Origin of the sequence: Centipeda artemidis DSM 19719, assembly GCF_000426665.1 — a bacterium.
Classification (GTDB): domain Bacteria; phylum Bacillota; class Negativicutes; order Selenomonadales; family Selenomonadaceae; genus Centipeda; species Centipeda artemidis.
In genome coordinates, this window is record NZ_AUFU01000002.1 from 141,226 (window position 1) to 163,320 (window position 22,095).

At 57.5% G+C, this 22,095-nt stretch carries 20 protein-coding genes; all 20 read right to left on the reverse strand.

Annotated features, from left to right (window positions below):
- Positions 1-11 precede the first annotated feature (11 nt).
- Entirely contained in the window at positions 12-893 is an 882-nt protein-coding gene (gene galU / locus K341_RS0103340) for a UTP--glucose-1-phosphate uridylyltransferase GalU (RefSeq protein WP_026761850.1), read from the reverse strand.
- 74 nt (positions 894-967) lie between these two features.
- Positions 968-2,035, reverse strand: coding sequence for a tartrate dehydrogenase (locus K341_RS0103345; protein ID WP_026761851.1), 1,068 nt, complete (start codon positions 2,033-2,035; stop codon positions 968-970).
- Between the two features lie 45 nt (positions 2,036-2,080).
- Complete coding sequence (locus tag K341_RS0103350; protein WP_026761852.1) at positions 2,081-3,280, reverse strand: hypothetical protein; 1,200 nt, start codon at positions 3,278-3,280, stop codon at positions 2,081-2,083.
- Between the two features lie 46 nt (positions 3,281-3,326).
- Positions 3,327-3,983: a hypothetical protein gene (locus tag K341_RS0103355; RefSeq protein ID WP_026761853.1), complete on the reverse strand. Its 657-nt coding sequence runs from the start codon at positions 3,981-3,983 to the stop codon at positions 3,327-3,329.
- On the reverse strand, positions 3,980-4,471 hold the full coding sequence (locus tag K341_RS0103360) for a CinA family protein (RefSeq protein WP_026761854.1): 492 nt from the start codon (positions 4,469-4,471) through the stop codon (positions 3,980-3,982). Before K341_RS0103360 ends, K341_RS0103355 begins: the two co-directional genes overlap by 4 nt.
- Positions 4,471-5,799, reverse strand: coding sequence for a 30S ribosomal protein S12 methylthiotransferase RimO (rimO, locus tag K341_RS0103365; protein WP_026761855.1), 1,329 nt, complete (start codon positions 5,797-5,799; stop codon positions 4,471-4,473). The genes K341_RS0103360 and rimO overlap by 1 nt, the downstream gene beginning before the upstream one ends.
- A 31-nt stretch (positions 5,800-5,830) precedes the next feature.
- Positions 5,831-6,880: an ABC transporter substrate-binding protein gene (locus K341_RS0103370; protein WP_026761856.1), complete on the reverse strand. Its 1,050-nt coding sequence runs from the start codon at positions 6,878-6,880 to the stop codon at positions 5,831-5,833.
- Positions 6,881-7,080: 200 nt separating this feature from the next.
- Positions 7,081-8,022 (reverse strand): transketolase family protein, encoded by a 942-nt coding sequence (locus tag K341_RS0103375; protein WP_026761857.1) that lies wholly within the window; start codon positions 8,020-8,022, stop codon positions 7,081-7,083.
- Positions 8,023-8,024: 2 nt separating this feature from the next.
- Positions 8,025-8,879, reverse strand: coding sequence for a transketolase (locus K341_RS0103380; protein WP_026761858.1), 855 nt, complete (start codon positions 8,877-8,879; stop codon positions 8,025-8,027).
- A gap of 155 nt (positions 8,880-9,034) precedes the next feature.
- A complete protein-coding gene (locus K341_RS0103385; protein WP_009657551.1) occupies positions 9,035-10,723 on the reverse strand; it encodes a ribonuclease J in 1,689 nt (562 codons plus the stop codon).
- Positions 10,724-11,065: 342 nt separating this feature from the next.
- Entirely contained in the window at positions 11,066-11,572 is a 507-nt protein-coding gene (locus tag K341_RS0103390) for a hypothetical protein (RefSeq protein WP_009348652.1), read from the reverse strand.
- 114 nt (positions 11,573-11,686) lie between these two features.
- Positions 11,687-13,111, reverse strand: coding sequence for an argininosuccinate lyase (argH, locus tag K341_RS0103395; RefSeq protein WP_026761859.1), 1,425 nt, complete (start codon positions 13,109-13,111; stop codon positions 11,687-11,689).
- The gene (locus K341_RS0103400) at positions 13,108-14,322 is read right to left on the reverse strand and encodes an argininosuccinate synthase (RefSeq protein WP_009348648.1); all 1,215 of its coding nucleotides are present in this window, start codon (positions 14,320-14,322) and stop codon (positions 13,108-13,110) included. Before K341_RS0103400 ends, argH begins: the two co-directional genes overlap by 4 nt.
- A gap of 24 nt (positions 14,323-14,346) precedes the next feature.
- Positions 14,347-15,276, reverse strand: coding sequence for an ornithine carbamoyltransferase (argF, locus tag K341_RS0103405; protein ID WP_026761860.1), 930 nt, complete (start codon positions 15,274-15,276; stop codon positions 14,347-14,349).
- Complete coding sequence (locus K341_RS0103410; RefSeq protein WP_026761861.1) at positions 15,276-16,499, reverse strand: acetylornithine transaminase; 1,224 nt, start codon at positions 16,497-16,499, stop codon at positions 15,276-15,278. The genes argF and K341_RS0103410 overlap by 1 nt, the downstream gene beginning before the upstream one ends.
- Positions 16,500-16,510: 11 nt before the next feature.
- Positions 16,511-17,395, reverse strand: a complete 885-nt coding sequence (gene argB / locus K341_RS0103415) for an acetylglutamate kinase (RefSeq protein WP_026761862.1) — start codon at positions 17,393-17,395, stop codon at positions 16,511-16,513.
- Positions 17,396-17,407: 12 nt separating this feature from the next.
- Complete coding sequence (gene argJ, locus K341_RS0103420; RefSeq protein WP_026761863.1) at positions 17,408-18,619, reverse strand: bifunctional glutamate N-acetyltransferase/amino-acid acetyltransferase ArgJ; 1,212 nt, start codon at positions 18,617-18,619, stop codon at positions 17,408-17,410.
- A gap of 19 nt (positions 18,620-18,638) precedes the next feature.
- Complete coding sequence (gene argC, locus K341_RS0103425) at positions 18,639-19,673, reverse strand: N-acetyl-gamma-glutamyl-phosphate reductase (protein WP_026761864.1); 1,035 nt, start codon at positions 19,671-19,673, stop codon at positions 18,639-18,641.
- Positions 19,674-19,842: 169 nt separating this feature from the next.
- Positions 19,843-20,784, reverse strand: coding sequence for a homoserine kinase (thrB, locus tag K341_RS0103430; RefSeq protein WP_026761865.1), 942 nt, complete (start codon positions 20,782-20,784; stop codon positions 19,843-19,845).
- Positions 20,781-22,085, reverse strand: a complete 1,305-nt coding sequence (locus K341_RS0103435) for a homoserine dehydrogenase (protein WP_026761866.1) — start codon at positions 22,083-22,085, stop codon at positions 20,781-20,783. Before K341_RS0103435 ends, thrB begins: the two co-directional genes overlap by 4 nt.
- Positions 22,086-22,095 lie beyond the last annotated feature (10 nt).

Here is a 22,095-nt window from a genome sequence, read left to right on the forward strand (position 1 = left end):
CCTCACATTATTTAGAGTGTCGGCACAAGTGCTTTGAGATAGTCGCGGAATGGTGCCCCAAGATCCGCGCGTCGCAGAGCAAACTCTACTGTCGCCTGTAAAAATCCGAGTTTATCCCCCAAGTCGTAACGCTGTCCCTCAAAATCATACGCATAGACCGCTTCACGCTGTGCCAAGACCTTGAGCGCATCCGTGAGCTGGATCTCCCCGCCCTTGCCCGGTGTCGTATTGCCTAGGATCTCAAAGATCCCCGGGCATATGATATACCTGCCGAGCACCGCCATGCGGCTTGGCGCTTCTTCGAGCGCAGGTTTTTCCACCATATCGTGAACGCGCATCAAACGCGTATTCCCCAGGTTCTTGCCCGCAACGATGCCATAGGACGATACCTGCTCGTCCGCGACAACCTGACAGCCAAGTACCGAGCCGCCTGTCTCCTCGTAGACGTCCATGAGTTGGCGCAGCGCCGAGCGCTGCGGATGATAGACCACGTCGTCGCCAAGCAGAACTGCAAACGGTTCATTCCCTACAAAGCTCTTTGCACACAGGATCGCATCGCCGAGCCCTCGCATATATTTTTGGCGTACATAATGCACGTTCACATCCGTCGTCTCTCGTACGAGATCCAAGAGTTCCTGCTTTCCCTTGCGCTCCAGTTCATGTTCCAGCGCCGGTGCCGCGTCGAAATGATCCTCAATGGCGCGCTTCCCGTGTCCGCTGATGATGAGAATGTCCTCAATACCGCTCGAGAGCGCTTCCTCGACAATATACTGGATGGTCGGCTTGTCCACGATGGGGAGCATCTCTTTCGGTGTCGCCTTAGTCGCGGGGAGAAATCGCGTGCCATATCCTGCGGCGGGAATCACTGCTTTTCGTATCGGCTGTCTCGTCATGTACATTGCTCCTAGCTTCCGCTGTAAATAAAGCGCGAGGTGCTTTCTGCCCCGCGCCCATATATCCTAAAAAGTTACGTCCGTGCCAAAATTTCCAATACGGCGTCGCCGATCTCCGACGTCTGCGCCGTACCGCCAAGATCAGGCGTGAGCGTCCGCCGTTCTATGAGCAGTGTCTCAATGGCGGATAGAATCCGCGCGCCCCAAAGAGGTTCGCTGAGAAAGTCCAGCATTTGACTCACCGACCAAATCGACGCCAGAGGATTTGCAAGCCCACGCCCCGCGATATCCGGCGCACTGCCGTGAATCGGCTCGAACATCGACGGGAACCTGCGCTCCGGATTGAGGTTTGCACCGGCGGCAAGCCCCATGCCGCCTGCAATCGCAGCTCCTAGATCTGTCAGAATATCACCGAAAAGGTTGCTTGTCACGACAATCTCAAACCGTTTTGGATCTTTGACAAAGAACATGCTCGCCGCATCGACGAGAAGCGTATGTGTCTCGACATCTGGGTAGTCCTCGCCCACCTCTGCAAAAATCCGATCCCAAAAGACCATGGAGTAACGCAGTGCGTTCCCCTTCGATATAGAAGTTAAAGAGCGCTTCTCCCGGCGCGCCAGCTCATAGGCATAGCGAATGACGCGTTCGCATCCGTGGCGCGAGAACACCCCCGTTTGGAGCGCCATTTCCCGCTCCGTCCCCGGATAGAGATGCGCGCCGACATTGGCGTATTCGCCTTCACTGTTCTCCCGCACGACTATCATATCGATATCGTCCGGCAGAGCGCCGGCAAGTGGACAGGGGGCTCCTTTGAGGAGTTTTACCGGGCGCAGGTTGATATATTGATCAAAGCCTCGGCGAATGCGCAGGAGCAAGTCGCCGAGCGATATGTGATCCGGCACGCCGGGGTATCCGACGGCACCAAGATAGACGGCATCGAACGCACGGAGCGTATCGAGTCCATCCGGCGGCATCATCTCTCCGGTTCTGAGGTAATATTCGCATCCCCATGGAAAATCCTCAAATGAGACGGTAAACGTACCGCTCATCCCGGCAATGCCGGAGAACACTTTCTTGCCTTCTGCCAAGACCTCCGGTCCGATCCCGTCGCCTGCGATCACCGCAATATTAAAATGCTTCATCCAGAACACCCCCTTTTCGATCGACTTTCTAAAAATGTGTCGGCATTAAAACGAATCCGCAATCGTCTTAATCAAAAGTGACTGCTGCTGGCGAGGCAGGTTGCTGCGATGCAACGCACGACCAAATCCAATCAAGAAGTCAATTTTTTGCAGTTTTGTCAACGTCGTATTATCACGTAAAACCTGTGTGAGTGCGCGCATTCCCTCAACCGTAGGATCTTTTTTTAACTGAATTTCCATGGCGAGCTGGCCGGCAAGAATATGGCGGCGCACTTCATCCGAAATTCCGGCGAGTGTATCATCCTGCATCTGCTGAGGTCGCGGTGTCAGTGCGGGAACTCCTTCGGGACGCACGGAACGCTCAGGAACCGCTTGCACCGAATGTTCCTCCTTCCGCAGTCCCTGTGAGGATGGCGTATCGAGACTATCGAACCGCTCCGGTTTCTTCGGTGGTGCAGGCACATCCGCAGGAGGGTTCAGTGTAAACTGCTCATGCGGCATCTGCGCATAGCGGGGGCGTTCCGGTTTCTGCAGCGCTTCTTCCCCTCCAACAGCTGCCATAGACATGCTCTGCTGCGGCACGGAGACAGCAGCCTGTGTCGGCATCTGTGCTGCGGGCTGATGCAGATCTATCGGCATCTGCGATCCCTGCGTCGGAGGCGGCGGTACAGGTATATTCTGTGCAGGTTCCCGGTGCATGTCTTCCGGTGGTACGGACGGAACTGCGGGACGCGGAGGGATGACACGCGGCGGCTCGTTCTCCGGCACAACCTCTACGTGAGGAAGACCCTCTCCCTGCATATTCGTCCGACCGACGAGCTGCTGCGGCGCACGCCCCTCTTTTTCCGCCTGCTTCGTCTCGCGCTTCACGTCCGCCGCCGTGATGATGACGGGCTTTGCTTTCTGCGCGGAGAGCGTGAATGCAGGCGTATTGCTGCGCGCTGCGATACGTGTATCCACGTCATCCCAATGAAGACGTGCTGCACGCTGCGGAGCCGTGTGCGACGTCTGTTTTTGTACGGGTGCCGCCGCTGATTTTTTCTGTGCGGAGATCGATGCCTCATAGCTGTCCGATGCCGTATTCTCCTCCATCTTCGGCTGCCGGGTCTGATCCGTAACAAGCCGGTTCGAGTGAAACAGCTCCTGAGAATCCACCGTCCCTGATGTGGCTGCCGATGCCGTACCGGAAGAGAGTGCCATAAGCACGGCTGCAGTAATCATTGTTTTCTTCGACGAACCCTTCATTTGGAATCTTCTCCTTTATCTTTCATCCCTATCCTTAACAGTTCTTTTATTTTTGTGCTCCCGCGAGCGTTCGTGCCCCCTCTACAAACGCGGATACCGATGCGGCGCGCAGTTCCGGATTATCGATCAGCTCTAGTCCGTACCGCTCCCCGTTCGCACCGCGGAAAAACAATACTGCCATCTGCGTGTCTGCGTGTGCCGCAGCATCGACGACACCGTCTCCGTCCTCATCAATCTCGATTTCCTTCGCCGTCATAGCAAAAATTGCCTTATTTCGCTCCGTTAGATTGACGAGCATGATGCCCTCGTAGCCGTTGCTGCCCATGATCCCCTTGAGAAGCGTCTCTGCCTGTTCCCGATCAATGCTGTTCAGATCCGGCAGTGCATCCGCGGAAAATGCATCCACGAGAACCACCCACGCATACTTGATATTGTATTCCTCGTTTTCAAAAATCAGCACCTCCCCCTTGCGCCCTTCATACAGCACTGAGGCAGGAATCACTCCGACAGGCGCTTTAGGGCACATAATGCGGTAGCAGTAAGCCTTACTTTCATAAAGATACGGAAGAACCGTCTGCGAATGTTCCTGGACGGCTTCCTCCATTGGCTTTGTCGACGGAACTGTGTTTTCGGCATGTGCTGTACCAAACATGAGCAGCGATATACCGGCTGCCGCTAATATATGTTTCGTGTTTTTTTTCATGAAATACTCCTTATCATATCCGCAGTCATCTGCAGCGCTTTTTCCACAGAGGCACGCTTATTTTCAAGGCGCGTCCCCGAAAATCGGTTCTCAGAGACCTCTGTGCCGCTCGTTGAAGATACGGCGATGTAGACGAGCCCGACGGGCTTGTCCGCCGTCCCGCCGCCGGGACCCGCGATGCCCGTGATGCCGACGCCGAGATCGGTGCGCATCAGGGCACGTATGCCCTCTGCCATCGCGCGCGCCACGGGTTCGGAGACCGCGCCGCAGGCGGCAAGGCTCTCCTCCGGCACACCTAGAATGCGCGCTTTCACCTCGTTCGTATAGGAGACGACACTACCCGTCAGATATGCGGAGCTGCCCGGCACATCCGTCAGCGTACTCGTAAGCAGTCCCCCTGTGCAGGATTCGGCACAGGAGATCGTAAGACCATTCTCCTCGAGCCGCCTGCCGATCTCGGCGGCAATCGCCACAATGTTCTCCGCCATCAGCCGACCTTCTCTCCCACAATATCGTAGGTAAACCCTTGCAGCAGCCGCACTCTGACAATATCCCCGATGCAGCTCCCCACGTCGCCCTCGATGTAAATCTGCCCGTCCACCTCGGGCGCCTCGCGATAGGAACGCCCGACGGCGATACCCTGCTGCTCGCTGTCGCGCCCCTCAATGAGGACGTCGATCTCCTTGTTTTCAAGTGAAATATTGATCTCCTCGGAAATCTTGCTCTGAAGGCTCATCAGATCGTGATAACGCTCCTGCATGACCTCCTCGGACACCTTTTGACGCATGAGCGATGCCGGCGTGTCCTCCTCCTCGGAGTAGGTAAAGATTCCGAGCTTATCGAACCGCTGTGCCTCGACAAAATCGCGCAGCGCCTGATAATGCGTGTCTGTTTCTCCGGGAAATCCGACGATGAACGTCGAGCGAATCGTCACGCCCGGGATGCGCTCGCGCAGTTTTTGGATGAGCCTCTCGATGCCCGCGCGCGTATCGGGGCGGTTCATCGAGCGCAGCACCGCGTCATGCGCGTGCTGGAGCGGGAGATCAACGTATTTGACGACCTTCGGCTCCGTGGCAAAGACCTCGATGAGCTCGTCGCTGAAATATTTCGGATAGCTGTAGAGCACGCGAATCCAGGATATTTTTTCAATCTTGGCGAGCTCCCGCAGGAGGCTTGCGAGCATCGGCTTCCGATACATGTCCAGCCCGTAGTTCGCGCTGTCCTGTGCAATGAGAACAAGCTCACGCACACCGCTCTCCGCCAGCTCACGCGCCTCGGATACGATGTCCTCCATCGCGCGGCTGCGGAACCCGCCGCGAATGAGCGGAATCGCACAGAATGCACAGCGGTGATCGCAGCCCTCCGCGATTTTCACATAGGCGGTGTAGTTTGGCGTTGTCCGCAGTCGCGGCGTATTTGCATCGTAGATGGTATCGTCCTCGCCCGCAATCACGAGCCGGCGCCCCTTCAGCGTCTCCTCGACGACCTCCATGATGCGGCTCCATGCCCCCGTCCCGATGATGGCGTTCGCCTCCGGGATCTCGTCGAGGAGCTGCTGCCCGTAGCGCTGACCGAGGCATCCCGCCACGATGAGACTGCGGCAGCGCCCCGTCTCCTTATAATCCGCCATCCCGAGCACGGTCGTAATGGATTCTTCCTTCGCCGACTGAATGAATGCGCAGGTATTGACGATCAGGATATCCGCCTCTGCCGGTTCCGCCGTGAGTTCGATGCCGTGCTCCCGCATGATGCCGAGCATAACCTCCGTATCCACTAAGTTCTTTGCACAACCGAGACTGATGAAACCTGCTTTCACTGACAAAACTCCTCCGGCTTTCGCCCCATATTTATTCCCCGCTGAGCCGCACCTTTTTTACCCAGCGATCGAGGAGCTTCTCCTTCTCTTCTTTGGTAAAATAAGGGCGACTTTGAAATATTGTAATATTTTTCCCCGCAAATGTCTGATACGCGAGCGTCGCGGGATTCGTCGTTAAAAAATAGAACCGATGTCGGGCAAGCGCGCGCTGCGCCTCGTCCGTCAGCAGCCAGTCCGCGAACTGCTCCGCCTCATGCACGTCCCGCTCCGCCGCGCGAAAGGCGATGCCTGTGCCGAATACCACGGCACACGTCCCATCCGTCGGATAGAGCACGCGAATCGGATAGTCGTCCCGCACATAGCGCAGCGTCTCACTCAGTACCGCGATGGAGAGATCGACCTCCCCCATCCCCGCCTGACGTACCGGCGTGTGCAGATAGCGCGAATACTGCATGATCTTCGGCTGAATGCCGCGCCACATGTCAAACGCCTGCTGCTCGCCGTACTCCGCGATCATACTGTAAAGAAGATTTGCCGCCGCATCCGCCGCCATAAAATCTGTCGTGCCGATGCGGATATCGCGCTGCTGCATCAGCATCTGCCATGAATTTGGCAAATCAAGATGCGTCCGCAGATAGTCTTGATTGACCGCAAAGACGATGGGATCATACCACACCCCCGTCCAGTATCCTTTCTCATGGCGAAAGGACGCCGGCACCTGATCACTCTTTTCCGACGCATACGGCACAAGATAGCCTGCCGCCGCGGCACGGTCGAGAACCTCCCGCTCCGCCAGCACGAGCGACGCCTTCCCGTGCCCCGTCCCCTCCGACTGCTCTTTCAGACGGTTGAATATCTCTTCGGACGGAATCTGAATGAAATTGACCCTGATATTGTGTTCTGTCTCGTACTCCTCAGTGAGCGCCATCGCCGCCTCGGTCGGCAGCGACGTGTACGCCGTGATCTCCTGCATCGACCGCCGCTCCGCACCGCGCGAATGCGACGAGAGATGCACCGACACGAGGACAGCCGTGAGCACGAGGAATACGGACACCATAACAAGCAGCGAATATCGCCTCATGTAAAATCCTCTTGCACTCATAAGCATATACCTATATGCCATTATAAACAATTCGCCTTAAATTGTCTATTTTTATCCTGCAAAAACATATCGCACGCGCCGACGCGCCGTGTACATCTACTACCGACGTGTAAATATGCGATCCCAAATCAAAAATGGCGTCCCCATTCTGGCAATGAGGACGCCGCAGTGATTTTATCTTACTTTTTGCAGAACGTCCGCGTCTGTTCCACGATATGATCGGCGGTGAGTCCGAACTGCTCAAGCAGCGCGGCAGCGGGTCCCGAGTGACCAAATTCGTCGTTCACGCCGATGCGGTGCACGGGGACGGGACAGTGCTCGGCGACTGCGGCGCAGACTGCTTCGCCGAGACCGCCGATGATGTTGTGCTCTTCGACGGTGATGATCCGACTGCATTCGCGCGCCGCCTTAACGACGAGTTCCTCGTCGAGCGGCTTAATCGTTGCCATATTGATGACGCGCGCCTTGATGCCCGTCTCTGCAAGCCGCTTCCCCGCTTCGATTGCCTCCGGGACGAGAATGCCCGTCGCGATGAGGGCGACATCCGTTCCCTCCTGCAAAACCTCTCCCTTGCCGACGGTAAATGTAAACGACTCGTCGTGATAGACGGGCGTTGCGGCGCGTCCGAAGCGAATATAGACGGGTCCTTCCATTTCATACGCCGCGTGAACCATCTTGCGCGCTTCGACATCATCCGAAGGACACATGACGGTCATGCCCGGAATGGTGCGCATGAGTCCGAAATCCTCGCAGCACTGATGCGACGCGCCGTCCTCGCCGACCGAGATGCCGCCGTGCGTGGCGCATATCTTCACGTTCAGATGCGGATAACCGATCGTGTTGCGCACCTGCTCGTAGGCACGCCCCGCCGCGAACATCGCAAATGTGGAGACGAAGGGGACGAGCCCCATCGTCGAAAGCCCCGCGCCGACGTCGACCATGTTGCACTCTGCGATGCCGCAGTTGAAATGCCGGTCGGGAAACGCTTTTTTGAACGTCCCACTCTTCGTCGCCCCCGCGAGATCGGCATCGAGCACGACGATGTTCTTATGATTTTGTCCGAGTTCTACGAGTGCATTGCCGTAGCTGTCACGCGTTGCGATTTTCTTTACGTCCGCCATGGTCATGCCTCCTCCTCGATGCGTCTGCGAATTGCGGCGAGTTCTTCCAGTCCCTTAGCGAGCTCCTCGTCGTTCGGCGCTTTGCCGTGCCATCCCGCATTGTTCTCCATAAAGGAGATGTCCTTGCCCTTCACCGTCCGCATGAGGATCACGGTTGGCTTCCCGCTGCCGTGATTCTCCCGGAACGTGCGGAACGCACCCTCGAGTGCGTCATAATCATGCCCGTCAATCGTTACCACATGACAGCCGAATGCTTCGAACTTTTGATCAATCGGCGCTGTATTCATGACGTCCTTCGTCGCACCGTCGATTTGAAGCCCGTTGACGTCAACGGTCAGGCAGAGATTGTCGAGTCTGTAGTGCGCGGAGAACATCGTCGCCTCCCACACCTGCCCCTCCGCCAGCTCGCCGTCGCCGAGCAGTGCGTAGACGTTGATGTCCCGACCGAGATACTTTGCGCCCTTTGCCATGCCCGCCGCCGCCGAGATGCCCTGTCCGAGCGATCCCGTGGACATATCGACGCCCGGCGTGAGGTTCATATTCGGATGTCCCTGCAGGCGAGACCCGATATGTCGGAGCGTCAGTAGTTCCTCCACGGGAAAGAACCCGCGATTGGCGAGCGTCGCGTAGAGCCCGGGCGCAACGTGCCCTTTGGAGAGGACAAAGCGGTCGCGTGCGGGATCCTGCGGATTCTTCGGATCGATGCGCAGCTCCTTGTTATACAGATATGTAAAATACTCCGTGGACGACAGCGAGCCGCCCGGATGTCCGCTCTTTGCCGCATGTGTGCCGCGCAGGATGCCCTCGCGCACGTTTACCGCGAAAAGCCGCAGTTCTTTCTTCTCAGTTGGTGTCATAAAACTCCTCCTCGGTCAAGAACAAATAGCCTCATGTGATCCTATCTGATTCTATCGCTTTTTGTCCATAGACGCAAGCCCAAACATCATAGGAATCTCGCTCGTATACAGACAAAATAAAAAACCGCCTCCTCGCAAGACGGTTTTCCGATTGATTACACTTCGATGATGATGGGGAGAATCATCGGGCGGCGGCGCGTCTTATCAAAAAGATAGCGGCTGAGCGCGTCGCGCACGTTGGATTTGATGGCCGACCATTCGCGGACGTTCTCGTCCTCGCAGCGATCGAGCGCCTGCTGTACACGTGCGCGTGCCTCATCCATCAGCGCTTCCGACTCGCGCACATAGACGAACCCGCGCGAGACAATATCGGGTCCCGAGACGACACGGTTCGACTGGCGATCCATCGCCACCACGATGATGAGAATGCCGTCCTGAGAGAGCTGACGACGGTCGCGCAGAACGATATTGCCCACGTCGCCGACCCCGAGCCCGTCCACCATGACCATGCCTGCCTGCACGCGCCCGGCGACCTGCCCCTTTTCCTTCGTGAACTCGAGGATCTGACCGTTCTCGCTGATGAAGATATTTTCCTTCGGCATGCCGAGCTCGCGCGCGAGCTCCGCGTGCTGTACGAGATGATGGTACTCGCCGTGCACGGGCATGAAGAATTTCGGACGTACGAGGTTGTGCATCAGCTTGAGCTCTTCGCGGCTGCCGTGCCCCGATACATGGATGCCCTTATCGCGCCCGTAGATCACGTTCGCGCCGAGCTTCATGAGGTTGTCGACTGTCTTTGAAACGAGCTTTTCATTGCCCGGAATCGGCGTCGCCGAAATGATGACCGTATCGCCGGGGACGATCGTGATTTTGCGGTGATCCGAGGTCGACATGCGCGAGAGCGCGGACATCGGTTCGCCCTGACTGCCCGTCGTCACGACGACGATCTGATCGGGGCGGAAATTATTAACCTCGTCGATGCTGATGATCGTGCCCTCTGGCGCGGTGAGATAGCCGAGTTCGAGCGAAATGCCGACCACGTTCTCCATACTGCGCCCGAGCACGGCGACGCGCCGCTTGTACTTGACGGCAGTGTCGATGACCTGCTGAATGCGGTGCACATTCGAGGAGAAACTCGCAACGATGATGCGCCCGCGCACATTGTGGAACGACTTGTCCAGTGCCGCGCCAACCGTACGCTCGCTCGGCGTATGCCCCTCGCGCTCCGCGTTCGTGCTGTCCGCGAGCAGAAGGAGCACTCCTTTGTTGCCAAGATCTGAGAAACGGCGGAAATCGGTCATCTGCCCGTCCACCGGCGTATAGTCCAGTTTGAAGTCGCCCGTGTGAACGATCATGCCGACCGGCGTCTTGATGGAAAGCCCAACCGCATCGGGAATGGAGTGGTTGACACGGATAAAGCCCACGCTGAAACATCCGATGTTGATGATGTCCCCCGCCATCACAGAGTGCAGATTGCTCGAATCGACGCCGTTTTCCTTAAGACGTCCCTCAAGAATACCGAGCGTCAGACGCGTGCCGTAGACCGGCACGGGGATCTGCTTCATCACATACGGGAGCGCCCCGATATGATCCTCATGTCCGTGCGTCAGGACGATCGCCTTCACCATGTCCTTGTTTTCGATCAGATAGGTGATGTCCGGGATGACGAGGTCGATGCCGAGCATGTCCTCCTCTGGGAACATGAGTCCCGAGTCGATGACGATGATCTCGTCGTCCACGCGGATGGCGGTCATGTTCTTTCCGATTTCGCCAAGTCCGCCGAGCGGTATGATCTGCACCTTCTGCGCATCTTTCCCGCGATTGCCGCTATGATTTAACGCCAAAAAAAGCACCTCCAAAAAAACTATGGGATTTCCGTTCACTTGATCCCATGTGAAAAAATATTATGATTGCAAATATCGATCATGAAATCAGAATTCATCCGCACGAAAAAACCGGCGACAAGGTAATTATCTCCTCCATTTGTCGCCACAGATGGGAGAAAGCCGCGCCCCTATCGCTACGAAAAGAGACGACCGCATAGCGATACCGAGAGCGGCATATAAAATTATCCGATCCATTCACTTAGTCGTTATTCTACCATTATGATACCAACTTTGCAAATAAAATTTATAAAAGGCATGTCCCGCGCGAGGACATGCCTTTTATCAATACCTTTTTCGATGTTAAAAATGCATCGTGACGCCGACACCGACGCCGTTTTCACGGCTGCCGTGATCCGGCTTGAAGTTGTGATAGTTCACGTTAAGGTCTAGATTGGCAATCAGCGATTTGTTGAGACCGACCTGCGCCTCGTTGAAGTCCTTGCCCGCCACATAGGACGCATAGGCGTTGAACCCGAGCACGGTCGGCGTACTGAGACCGATACCTGCAAAGGCGTTGTTCTTATCCCCCGACTGCTTCATGTTCCAGCGATAGCCGCCAATCAGGCGGATATTTTGGTCAAGCACATTGTACTGGAGGTAGGCATCCTTCGGATTGCCGTATTCGTCACGGTCATTGCGCGAGACGCCGATCGTGAGCTCATCCGTAGCCTTGTGCTCAATGAAGGCTTCCTTCGTCCCAACGCCGACGGCAGTGTGATGCGTACCGATGTGATTGATCGGCGCCGCCATTGCTGCGGACGTCAGCGACAGTCCGAGCGCTGCGGCGAGAAATGCATATTTCTTCATGGTAAATCCTCCTTTCCGCGTATACTTCCATCATACTTTTGCCATTTTAGACGTCTCTTAGTATGTCATTATATTTCATGTATATTGAGCAGTTCATCATAAAAAAGTGATGAATCAAAGTACCCGCTGCTTCTCTGCTAGAGACGTGCACACGCTCTTCTCCGACGCAATGAGTTCCCCGGCCGCCGCGAGCTGCATCCGCACCTGTTCGTAGGACGTGCCGCCGTAGGAATTGCGCCCCGCAACGCACGTCTCGGGACGGATCGCGTCATAGATGTCCTCGTCAAAGAGCGGCGAGAGCATCCGATAGTCCTCGAGCGCCATATCGCCGAGCCAAATACCGCGCTCGATACAGAGGGCGACGGCTTTGCCGGAAATGGCGTGCGCCTGCCGGAATGGCACTCCCTTGCGCACGAGATAATCGGCAAGATCAGTTGCGTTCGAGAAGTCCTCTTCGACCGCACGCCGCATCACGTCCTCGCGTACCTTCATCCCGCGGATGAGCCGGGCATAGACGGAGAGGCTGAACTTCACCGTGTCGATCGCGTCGAACAGTCCCTCTTTGTCCTCCTGCAGATCCTTGTTGTAGGCGAGTGGCAGTCCCTTGACAGCGGTGAGCGTCGCCATGAGGTGACCGACGACGCGCCCCGTCTTGCCGCGCACGAGCTCAGAGACGTCGGGGTTTTTCTTCTGCGGCATCATGGACGATCCCGTGCAGTGCGCGTCGTCTAGCTCGACAAAGGAGAACTCGCGCGAGCACCACAGGATGATCTCCTCCGAGAGCCGCGAGAGATGCACCATGAGGATGGACGCCGCAGAGAGAAATTCGAGAATGTAGTCGCGGTCGCTGACGGCATCCATGCTGTTGGCGTAGATGCGCTCAAAGTTCAGCTTTTTCGCGACAAACGCACGATCGATCGGCAGCGTCGTCCCCGCGAGCGCCCCCGCACCGAGCGGCATGATATCCGCTCGCGCATAGATGCCTTGGAATCGCTCAAAATCGCGTGCAAGCATTCCAAAATACGCCATGAGATGATGCGCAAAGAGAATCGGCTGCGCACGCTGGAGATGCGTATAGCCGGGCATAATGACTTCACGGTGACGCTCCGATGATTCCACAAATGCTTCCTGCAGCTCCCGAATGTGATCCAGTACCTCGACGATCGAGCGGCGCACAAACATATGCGTATCGAGCGCGACCTGATCGTTGCGGCTGCGCGCGGTGTGCAGACGGCTGCCCGCGTCGCCGATCGCGTCCGTGAGACGTTTCTCGATATTCATGTGAATATCCTCGAGCGCCGTGCTGAACTCGAATGTCCCCGCGTCGATCTGCGCAAGAATGTCACGCAGCCCCTTTTCAATGGACGCGCGATCCGCCGCGGAGATGATGCCGACGTGCGCGAGCATGGCGGCATGGGCGATAGACCCCGCGATGTCCTCGCGGTACATGCGGCGGTCAAAGCCAATGGACGCTTGAAATTCGTTGATCATCTCGTCCGTCGTCTTGGCAAAGCGTCCGCCCCAGAGCTTTTCACTCATTTGCCCTGCGCCTCCTGCATGAGCGCGCGCACCTTGAGCGGGAGTCCGAAGAGATTGATGAATCCCGTCGCGTCCGCTTGATTGTATACGTCGTCATGCTCGAACGTGACAAATTCCTTGCTGTAGAGCGAGTACGGCGACGCTGCGCCCGCCGAGATGATGTTGCCCTTGTAGAGCTTGAGCCGCACCTCGCCCGTCACGGTCTCCTGCGTGCTGTCAACGAACGCCGCGAGCGCTTCGCGGAGCTGGCAGAACCACATGCCGTCGTAGACAAGCTCGCCGTAGCGGATGGCGACGCTCTCCTTGTAATGGAATGTCGCACGGTCGAGACAGAGGTATTCGAGTTCCCGATGCGCGTAGTAGAGAATTGATCCGCCCGGGTTCTCATAGACGCCGCGCGACTTCATCCCAACGAGACGGTTCTCGCAGATGTCCACGATGCCGACACCATTGCGCGCGCCGATTTCATTCAGTTTCGTCAGGAGCTCCACCGCGCCGAGCTTTTCTCCGTTCACGGCGACAGGGATGCCCTTCTCAAACGAAACGCTGACGTACTCGGGCGCATCCGGCGCATCCTCCGGCGCGCACGAGATGAGGAACATGCTGTTCTTCGGCTCGTTGGCGGGATCCTCAAGGTCGGAGCCTTCGTGCGAGAGATGCCAAATATTGCGGTCCATGCTGTAGGTCTTGTTCTCGGTCGCAACGGGGATGCCGTGCTTCTTCGCATATTCGATCTCCGCCGTGCGCGAATCGAGATCCCATTCACGCCACGGCGCGATGATTTCAAGATTCGGCGCGAGCGCCTTGACGGTCAGCTCGAAACGCACCTGATCGTTCCCCTTGCCCGTCGCACCGTGAGCAATCGCATCCGCCCCCTCTTTTTTCGCGATCTCGACGAGCGCCTTTGCGATCACGGGACGTGCAAACGAGGTGCCAAGCAGATATTTTCCCTCGTAGACCGCACCCGCCTTGAGCGTCGGCCACACATACTCCTCGAGGAACTCCCGCGTAAGATCGACGATATGCACCTTCGACGCACCGGAGGCGAGCGCCTTGTCGTGTACGGGCGCAAGCTCCTCCCCCTGCCCGATGTCGGCGCAGACGGCGATGACCTCGCAGCCGTTGTAATGCTCTTTGAGCCACGGGATGATGACCGAGGTGTCCAGACCGCCGGAATACGCGAGAACTACTTTTTTAATCTGCTTTGCCATGAAAAACAACTCCTTAAAAATATATCAGCCGCCCATAACGAGCGCCATGATTGCCTTTTGCACATGGAGACGGTTCTCCGCCTCGTCAAAAATCACATCGGCAAAGGACTCGAACACGTCCGCCGTAATCTCCTCACCGCGATAGGCGGGCAGGCAGTGCATCACGACAGCGCGCCGATCTGCCGCCGCGAGCAGCGCGCGATTCACCTGATACGGACGGAACACCGCCGTGCGCGCGTCGTGCTCCGCTTCCTGCCCCATGCTCGCCCATGTGTCCGTCACAACGACGTCGGCATCCCTCACGGCTTCCTTCGGGTCATGGGTCAGCGTCACGGATGCGCCCGTCTCCGCGGCATCCGCGCGGGCGTTCTGCACAACATTTTCGTTCGGCTCGTATCCCGCGGGCGTCGCAGCCGCAAAGTGCATCCCGACCTTTGCCGCCGCATACATCAGCGAATGCGTCATATTGTTCCCGTCGCCGACATACGCCATCTTCAGCCCCGCGAGCCTCCCCTTGTGCTCGCGAATCGTAAGCAGGTCGGTCAGCGCCTGGCAGGGGTGCAGGAGGTCGCTGAGCGCGTTGATGACAGGCACGTCCGCCCAGCGTGCGAGCTCTTCGATGCGCTCATGCCCATAGGTGCGGATCATGATGCCGTCGAGATAGCGAGAGAGGACGCGCGCCGTATCCGCGATCGGCTCGCCGCGCCCGAGCTGGAGATCTCTGCTGCTGAGAAAGAGCGCGCGGCCGCCGAGCTGGTACATGCCGACCTCAAACGAGACGCGCGTACGCGTCGAGGATTTTTCAAAGATCATGCCGAGCGTCTTGCCCGCGAGCAGCGGATGCGGGATCCCCGCCTTTTGCCGCGCCTTGAGATCCGCTGCCAGTGCGAGAATCTCCTCCACATCACCCACACTGAGATCATGAATAGAAATCAAATCCATGCCGCTCTTCATCATAGTCCCCCTTGGTGACAAATGTCAAGGATGCACGCATCCAAAACGCGCACGACTTCATCCGCGTCGCGCTTCGTAAAGATGAGCGGCGGGACGAATCTGAGGACGCTCCCCGCCGTACAGTTCATGATCACGCCGCGCGCGAGCGCCATGCGCACGATCTCCGCCGCCGCGTCGGCGCTGTGCATCTCCATGCCGAGCATGAGCCCCATGCCGCGCACGTCGCGCACATGATTTGAATATTTCTCCTTTAATGCCGTGAGTTCCTGCTTAAAGTATGCGCCGACCTCCCGCACATGTGAAAGAAAAGCCTCCTGCGCCACCGTGCCCAAAACGACGTTCGCCGCCGCACATGCGAGAGGATTGCCGCCGAACGTCGACCCGTGGTCGCCCGGATGAAACACCTGCGCAACCTTTTCCGTCACGACGAACGCACCGATGGGAACGCCGCCCGCAAGTCCCTTGGCAAGCGTCACGATGTCGGGCGTTACGCCGTATTGCTCATACGCATAGAACGTCCCCGTACGCCCGATGCCGGTCTGAATCTCATCGAAGATAAGCAACGCACCGTACGCATCGCAGAGCTCCCGCACGCTTTTCAGGTAGCCCTCTGCAGGCATCCGTACACCGCCCTCGCCTTGGATCGGCTCGAGCATGACGGCGGCGGTTTTCTCACTGATGGTACTCTCCAACGCATGAATATCGTTAAAGTCCACATAGTCGAATCCCTGCGGCAGCGGTTCAAATCCTTTATGAAACTTTTCCTGTCCCGTCGCCGTCAGCGTCGCGAGTGTGCGCCCGTGGAAACTGCAGCGTGCCGTGACGATCTGCACCTTGTCCGCAGAAATCGTGTGCCCGTATTTCCGCGCCGCCTTGATGGCGCCTTCGTTCGCCTCTGCGCCGGAGTTGCCGAAGAACACCTTGCCGCCGTTCGTAAGACGGGAGAGTCGATCCGCTGCCTCCGCCTGCGCCGCCGTATAGTAGAGGTTGGACACATGGATGAGCCGCCCTGCCTGTGCAGCGACGGCACCCACGAGCGCCGGATCGTTATGCCCGAGTACATTGACGGCTATGCCGCCGAGCGCGTCGAGGTAACGCCGCCCCTTCACATCGCAGACATACGCGCCCTCGCCGTGATCAAGCACGATCGGGCAGCGGCTGAACACGGGGAGATAGCTTGCCTGGTTCTTCTCTATAATCTCCGATTCATATGTTTGCTTCATTGTTCTCCCTCCTACGGAAGCACCATCGTTCCGATGCCGTGCGACGTGAAAATCTCCAAAATAATCGAATGCGCGAGACGTCCGTCGACGATGTGCGTCTTATGCGCCCCCGCCTCAAGCGCCCGCAGACACGCCTGCACCTTCGGGATCATGCCGCCTGCGATGACGCCGCTGCGGATATATTCCCGCGCCTGTGCGAAATGCAGCTGTGAAATGAGGCTGTCCCGGTCGGCAGCATCCCGATAGACCCCCTCCACATCCGTGAGGAGCAGCAGTTTCTCCGCGCGCAGTGCGCCCGCAATCTCCGCAGCCACATCGTCCGCGTTGATATTGTAGCTCTCCCCGCGCTCCCCCATGCCGATGGGGGAAATGACGGGAACATAGCCGCGATTCAAAAGATCGATGATAATCTCGGTATCGATCGCCGTGACCTCGCCGACCAAGCCGATGTCCACCGAGCGCGCCGTTCTCTCCTCATAGACGACGGCATGTTTCCTGCGCGCACGGATGAGTCCCGCGTCCTTTCCGCTGAGCCCGACGGCACGCACGCCGCGCAGGTTGAGCAGGCTCACGATCTCGGAGTTCAGCTTGCCGACGAGCACCATCTCGGCGATTTCCACCGTCTCCTCGTCCGTCACGCGCAGCCCCGAGACGAACGTCGTCTCTTTGCCGACTCTCCTGAGGAAGTCTGTGATCTCGGGACCACCGCCATGGACGAGGATGGGGCGGATGCCGACGTATTTCATCAGCGCCACATCGCGCATGACATTTTCCTTCAGACGCTCGTCGATCATCGCGTTGCCGCCGTATTTAACGACGACGGTCGTCCCGTAGAACTCTTGGATATAGGGAAGCGCGTCGACGAGAATCTCCGCCTTGTCCTTATCGGAAAACATACGCCGCCTCCTTTAGGTATGATATTCTCCGTTGATCTTCACATATTCGTAGGAGAAATCACACGTCCACACCTTTGCCTCGACATCGCCGTCGTTCAAATCGATTTCAATCACAATATCATGTCCGCTCATCACATCGTGCAGTGCCTCAGCGTCATACGGCACGCCGACGCCGCCCGCATAGACGGGAATGCCGCCGAACTTCACCGTCGTGCGCTCCGGATCCATCGCCACGCCCGCATAACCGACAGCGCAGATGACGCGCCCCCAATTCGGATCCTCGCCGAAGAACGCCGTCTTGACCAGCGGGCTGTTCGCAACGCTCATGCCGACCGTCTTTGCGTCGGCAAAGGAGCGCGCCCCGACAACGTGAATCGTGAGGAACTTCGTCGCGCCCTCTCCGTCCGCCGCGATCTTTTCCGAAATCCCCTGACAGAGCGCAAGCAGACTGCCCTTGAATGCCTCGTAATCCGCATTTTTCTCCACAATTTTCGGATTGCCCGCTGCTCCGTTCGCAAGGATGATCGCCATGTCGTTCGTACTCATGTCGCCGTCAATCGAAATCATGTTGAGACTGTGCTCCATGACCTCTGAGAGGGCTTCCTGCAGGAGCAAGGGGGCGATAGCGGCGTCCGTCGTAATGAAGCAGAGCACCGTCGCCATATCGGGGCGAATCATCCCCGAGCCCTTCGCGATGATGCCGAGCCGCACCTCTGTGCCACCGATCGTAACGCTTGCCGTCCCCGCCTTCGAATAGGTGTCGGTTGTGAGGATGGCGTTTCCGGCGTCGGGACTGCCGGTCGGCGAGAGCGCGTGCGCGGCGGCGTGAATCCCCTGCTCCACCTTGTCCATCGGGAGCAGCTTCCCGATGATGCCCGTCGAGGCGACAATGACATCCTGCACCTTACAGCCGAGTGCGTCGGCTGTGATCTGCTGCATGGCGGCGGCATCTGCCTCCCCCTGTGCGCCCGTGCAGGCGTTGGCGCAGCCGGAATTGGCAATAATGGCGTGTGCCGTATGCGTTGCGACAACTTTTTTCGAAACCCCGACGGGCGCCGCAGCGACCGCGTTTTTTGTAAACGTGCCGGCAACGGCGGCTTCCTTTTCCGTATAAATGAGCGCAACGTCGGGATTGCCGCTCTTTTTCAGTCCCGCCTTCACGCCTGCGGCGAGAAATCCTTTTGGATATGTAATTCCTGCTTTTGCACTTGCTTCACTGAACATAATGATTTCCTCCATTTACTTACGGGTACATCGGCACGAGGTCAAGCCCCATGTGCTCGTCGAGACCCATGATGATATTCATATTTTGGATCGCCTGTCCCGCCGCGCCCTTGACAAGATTGTCAATCGCCGAGAACACGATCACGCGGTGCGTGCGGGGATCATAATGCCACGCAATATCGCAGTAATTCGTCCCACGCACATATTTCACGGCAGGGTACGCACCGCGCCCTCTGAGTCTGATAAAGTATTCGTCCGCATACAGGGCTTCGAACGCCGCGTCGATCCGCTCCTCCGTCACGCCTGCGACAGGCGCCGCATAACAGGTGGCAAGGATGCCGCGCGAGATCGGCGCAAGGTGCGGTGTAAAGCTGACGGTGACAATCTCGCCCGCCTGCACGGAAAGCGCCTGCTCGATCTCCGGCGTGTGTCGGTGACGTACGGCGCCGTATGCCGTGAAATTATCGTAGAACTCCGGAAAATGCGTGCTCTCCTTCGGCGCGCGCCCTGCACCCGACACGCCGGAAACAGCGTCGATGATGATGGAATCCGGTACAATCAAATGGGCTTTGACGAGCGGCGCGAGCGCCAAAATGCTCGCTGTTGTATAGCACCCCGCATTTCCGACGATACGCGCGTGTGCGATGTCACTCCGGTACAGCTCCGAGAGCCCATACGCCCGCTCCGCTTCGGGATCCGCATGCGCCGTCCCGTACCATGCCTCATACACCGCCGTATCGTCGAAGCGATAGTCCGCGCCAAGGTCGATAATGCGTACGGGAAGTCCTGCCGCCGCTTGAACAATCTTCATCGCATGACCGTGCGGCAGTGCGATGAACAGTACATCGCTGTCTGCGGCGATCTCCCTGACGCGTTCGATCGACTCCAATTCATTCTCATAAATATTCATCAAATGTGGATAGCATTCTGAGATATGATCCCCCGTGTGACGTTCCGAAGTCATATGCACAATCTCCGCCGCCGGATGTCGGTGAAGGAGACGAATCAATTCTTCTCCCGCGTATCCCGTCGCGCCGATAATGCTGGCTCTCATCTTGTCTCCTCCTGTCCTCTGTAAAAGATTTTATAAATATACATCTTTTTTGTATATTTTTCAAGTACTTTTTGAAAAATATACAAAAAAATAGACTGCCGCACTGATATATGCAGCAGCCCTGATTCGTACCGGGATAAAATATATTTTGGAAGACAGGCTATTTTATTTAATTCGCCGACCTATCGTTAACAATACGAGCCCCCTTGGTATCAAGCCGCAGGAACAGGGGGCGTGCCTGAACGCCATGGTCGCGGAACGCGGAACGCATAGCATCGGCAACAGCATCCGTACATCTCCGCCGCTCGGGGACAAAAGCGATAAGACAAGGGCCTGCGCCGCTGAGTGCCGCACCGTATGCGCCCGCCCGTTTTGCCGCCGCGAAAACGTCGAACATACCGGGAATCAGCTCCGCACGGTAATTCTGATGCAGTGCATCCTCAAACGCATGATCAAGGAACTTCTCCGCCCCACGCGCAAGCGCTGCGACCATCATGCCCGCATGGCTGATGTTGAAAATCGCGTCCTTCATCGGAATTTCGACCGGCAGTACCTGACGTGCAGATTTGGTCGAGAGGTAAAAATTCGGCACCATAACGACAAACCGCATAAAGATACGCGGTAAAAAGGAAAAGCAGTCCACCACACCATTCGTGACGGTGTTGACGGTAAATCCGCCATAGATCGCAGGCGCAACGTTATCGGGATGTCCTTCTATGTCGGTCGCGAACTGGAGCAGTTCATGCCTGTTGAACCGATTATCAAGAATGGCATTCGCTGCCTTGAGCCCGGCGACAATCGCCGTGGCACTGCTGCCAAGTCCTCGGGACAGCGGAATGCGGTTGTTCATATGGATCTTTGCCCCACGGAACTCATCATTGCAGCCCGCTCTCTCCAAAAGATACCGGACAGATTTCCACACGATGTTCCGTTCGTCGGCAGGAATATGCGACGCGCCCTCGCCGCGCGCGGTGATCTCAACACCCGGTGCCCGGGTCAGCGTGAGCGTAGTCTCGTTGTAAAGGGTACAGGCAATGCCGAACGCGTCAAAACCGGGACCGAGGTTCGCACTCGTTGCAGGAACGCGTACCCGGACGGTTCTCTCGCTCATAACGTGTCCTCCCTGCCGTCTGCAACACGGATCAGGCTGCGCACCTCACGCACAACGGGGAGCACTTCGAGCGCCTTGACTGCGGCGGATGCCGCTGCATGTGGTACGACATGCGTGACGGCGACGATCTCCGCGTGTCCGTCCTCCGTACGCCGTGCCTGAATGACTGATTTTAGACTGACGTCCGCGCGTCCAAATGTCGCTGCGATCTCGCCGAGCACGCCGGGTTCGTCAGCGACGACGAGACGCAGATAATAGGAGGACTTCGTCTTTTCAAGCGGGCAAAGTTTTTTCTTTTCGCCGATCTTATATTTCATGCGCCCCGTCGTACCGGATACAATGTCGCGCACAATCTCAATGATGTCGGAGGTGACTGCCGAGGCGGTCGGCAGAGAGCCCGCGCCGCGCCCGTAGAACATGACGTCGCCGATCACGTTGCCGCGTACAAAGATGGCGTTGAATACGCCGCTGACCGATCCGAGCGGGTGTGTCTGCGGCAGGAACACGGGATGCACCCGGATATCGAGTCCATCCTCAGTGTCACGCCCCACGGCGAGCAGCTTGATCACATAGCCGAGATTCAGTCCGTACTCGATGTCGTCCTCCGTGATATGCGAAATCCCCTCGACCGAAACGTCCTTGAATCCGACGACCGTATCAAATGCAAGCGATGCAAGAATCGCCGCCTTGCGCGCTGCGTCGAGTCCGTCCACATCTGCCGAAGGGTTCGCCTCCGCGTACCCCTTCTCCTGTGCGCGGCGCAGGACGGCGTCGTAGCTGATATGCTTCTCCGTCATCTTCGTCAGCATGTAGTTCGTCGTACCGTTGACAACCCCCATGACCTCCGTGATGCGGTTGGCGGTAAGACATTCCTTGAGCGGCTTGATGATAGGAATACCGCCGCCGACGCTTGCCTCATAGAGGAAATCAACACCGTTCTCATCTGCCGCAGCATACAGTTCGCTCAGATGCTCGGCGATGACGTCCTTATTTGCCGTGACGATATGCTTTCCCGCCGCCATGGCGCGCATCATGTAGTCCTTTGCCGGCGTCCGTCCGCCCATGACCTCGACGACGACGGCGATCTCCGGATCGTTCAGGATTTCTTCAAAATTATCCGTTAAGGTGAGCCCCTCAAGTGCGGGGCGATATTTTTTCGCATCGCGCACGAGAACTTTTTTGATCTCGATGACAGCACCCGCACGCCCAGTGATGATGTCCGCATTCATTGAAAGCGTCTCAACGACGCCGGAGCCAACCGTCCCCGCGCCTAAGAGAGCAATTTTAATTGTTTGACTCACAGATTCCCTT

Excerpts from the sequence above, each read along its gene's own strand:
- argH (WP_026761859.1), bottom strand. The coding sequence starts at position 13,111 with ATGAGTGAAAAGCTCTGGGGCGGACGCTTTGCCAAGACGACGGACGAG.
- argB (WP_026761862.1), bottom strand. The coding sequence starts at position 17,395 with ATGTTTTCCGATAAGGACAAGGCGGAGATTCTCGTCGACGCGCTTCCC.
- K341_RS0103390 (WP_009348652.1), bottom strand. The coding sequence starts at position 11,572 with ATGAAGAAATATGCATTTCTCGCCGCAGCGCTCGGACTGTCGCTGACG.
- galU (WP_026761850.1), bottom strand. The coding sequence starts at position 893 with ATGACGAGACAGCCGATACGAAAAGCAGTGATTCCCGCCGCAGGATAT.
- argJ (WP_026761863.1), bottom strand. The coding sequence starts at position 18,619 with ATGTTCAGTGAAGCAAGTGCAAAAGCAGGAATTACATATCCAAAAGGA.
- K341_RS0103360 (WP_026761854.1), bottom strand. The coding sequence starts at position 4,471 with ATGGCGGAGAACATTGTGGCGATTGCCGCCGAGATCGGCAGGCGGCTC.
- K341_RS0103410 (WP_026761861.1), bottom strand. The coding sequence starts at position 16,499 with ATGAAGCAAACATATGAATCGGAGATTATAGAGAAGAACCAGGCAAGC.
- K341_RS0103345 (WP_026761851.1), bottom strand. The coding sequence starts at position 2,035 with ATGAAGCATTTTAATATTGCGGTGATCGCAGGCGACGGGATCGGACCG.
- K341_RS0103375 (WP_026761857.1), bottom strand. The coding sequence starts at position 8,022 with ATGGCGGACGTAAAGAAAATCGCAACGCGTGACAGCTACGGCAATGCA.
- K341_RS0103350 (WP_026761852.1), bottom strand. The coding sequence starts at position 3,280 with ATGAAGGGTTCGTCGAAGAAAACAATGATTACTGCAGCCGTGCTTATG.
- argC (WP_026761864.1), bottom strand. The coding sequence starts at position 19,673 with ATGAGAGCCAGCATTATCGGCGCGACGGGATACGCGGGAGAAGAATTG.
- thrB (WP_026761865.1), bottom strand. The coding sequence starts at position 20,784 with ATGAGCGAGAGAACCGTCCGGGTACGCGTTCCTGCAACGAGTGCGAAC.
- K341_RS0103355 (WP_026761853.1), bottom strand. The coding sequence starts at position 3,983 with ATGAAAAAAAACACGAAACATATATTAGCGGCAGCCGGTATATCGCTG.
- K341_RS0103400 (WP_009348648.1), bottom strand. The coding sequence starts at position 14,322 with ATGGCAAAGCAGATTAAAAAAGTAGTTCTCGCGTATTCCGGCGGTCTG.
- K341_RS0103370 (WP_026761856.1), bottom strand. The coding sequence starts at position 6,880 with ATGAGGCGATATTCGCTGCTTGTTATGGTGTCCGTATTCCTCGTGCTC.
- argF (WP_026761860.1), bottom strand. The coding sequence starts at position 15,276 with ATGAAGAGCGGCATGGATTTGATTTCTATTCATGATCTCAGTGTGGGT.
- K341_RS0103380 (WP_026761858.1), bottom strand. The coding sequence starts at position 8,879 with ATGACACCAACTGAGAAGAAAGAACTGCGGCTTTTCGCGGTAAACGTG.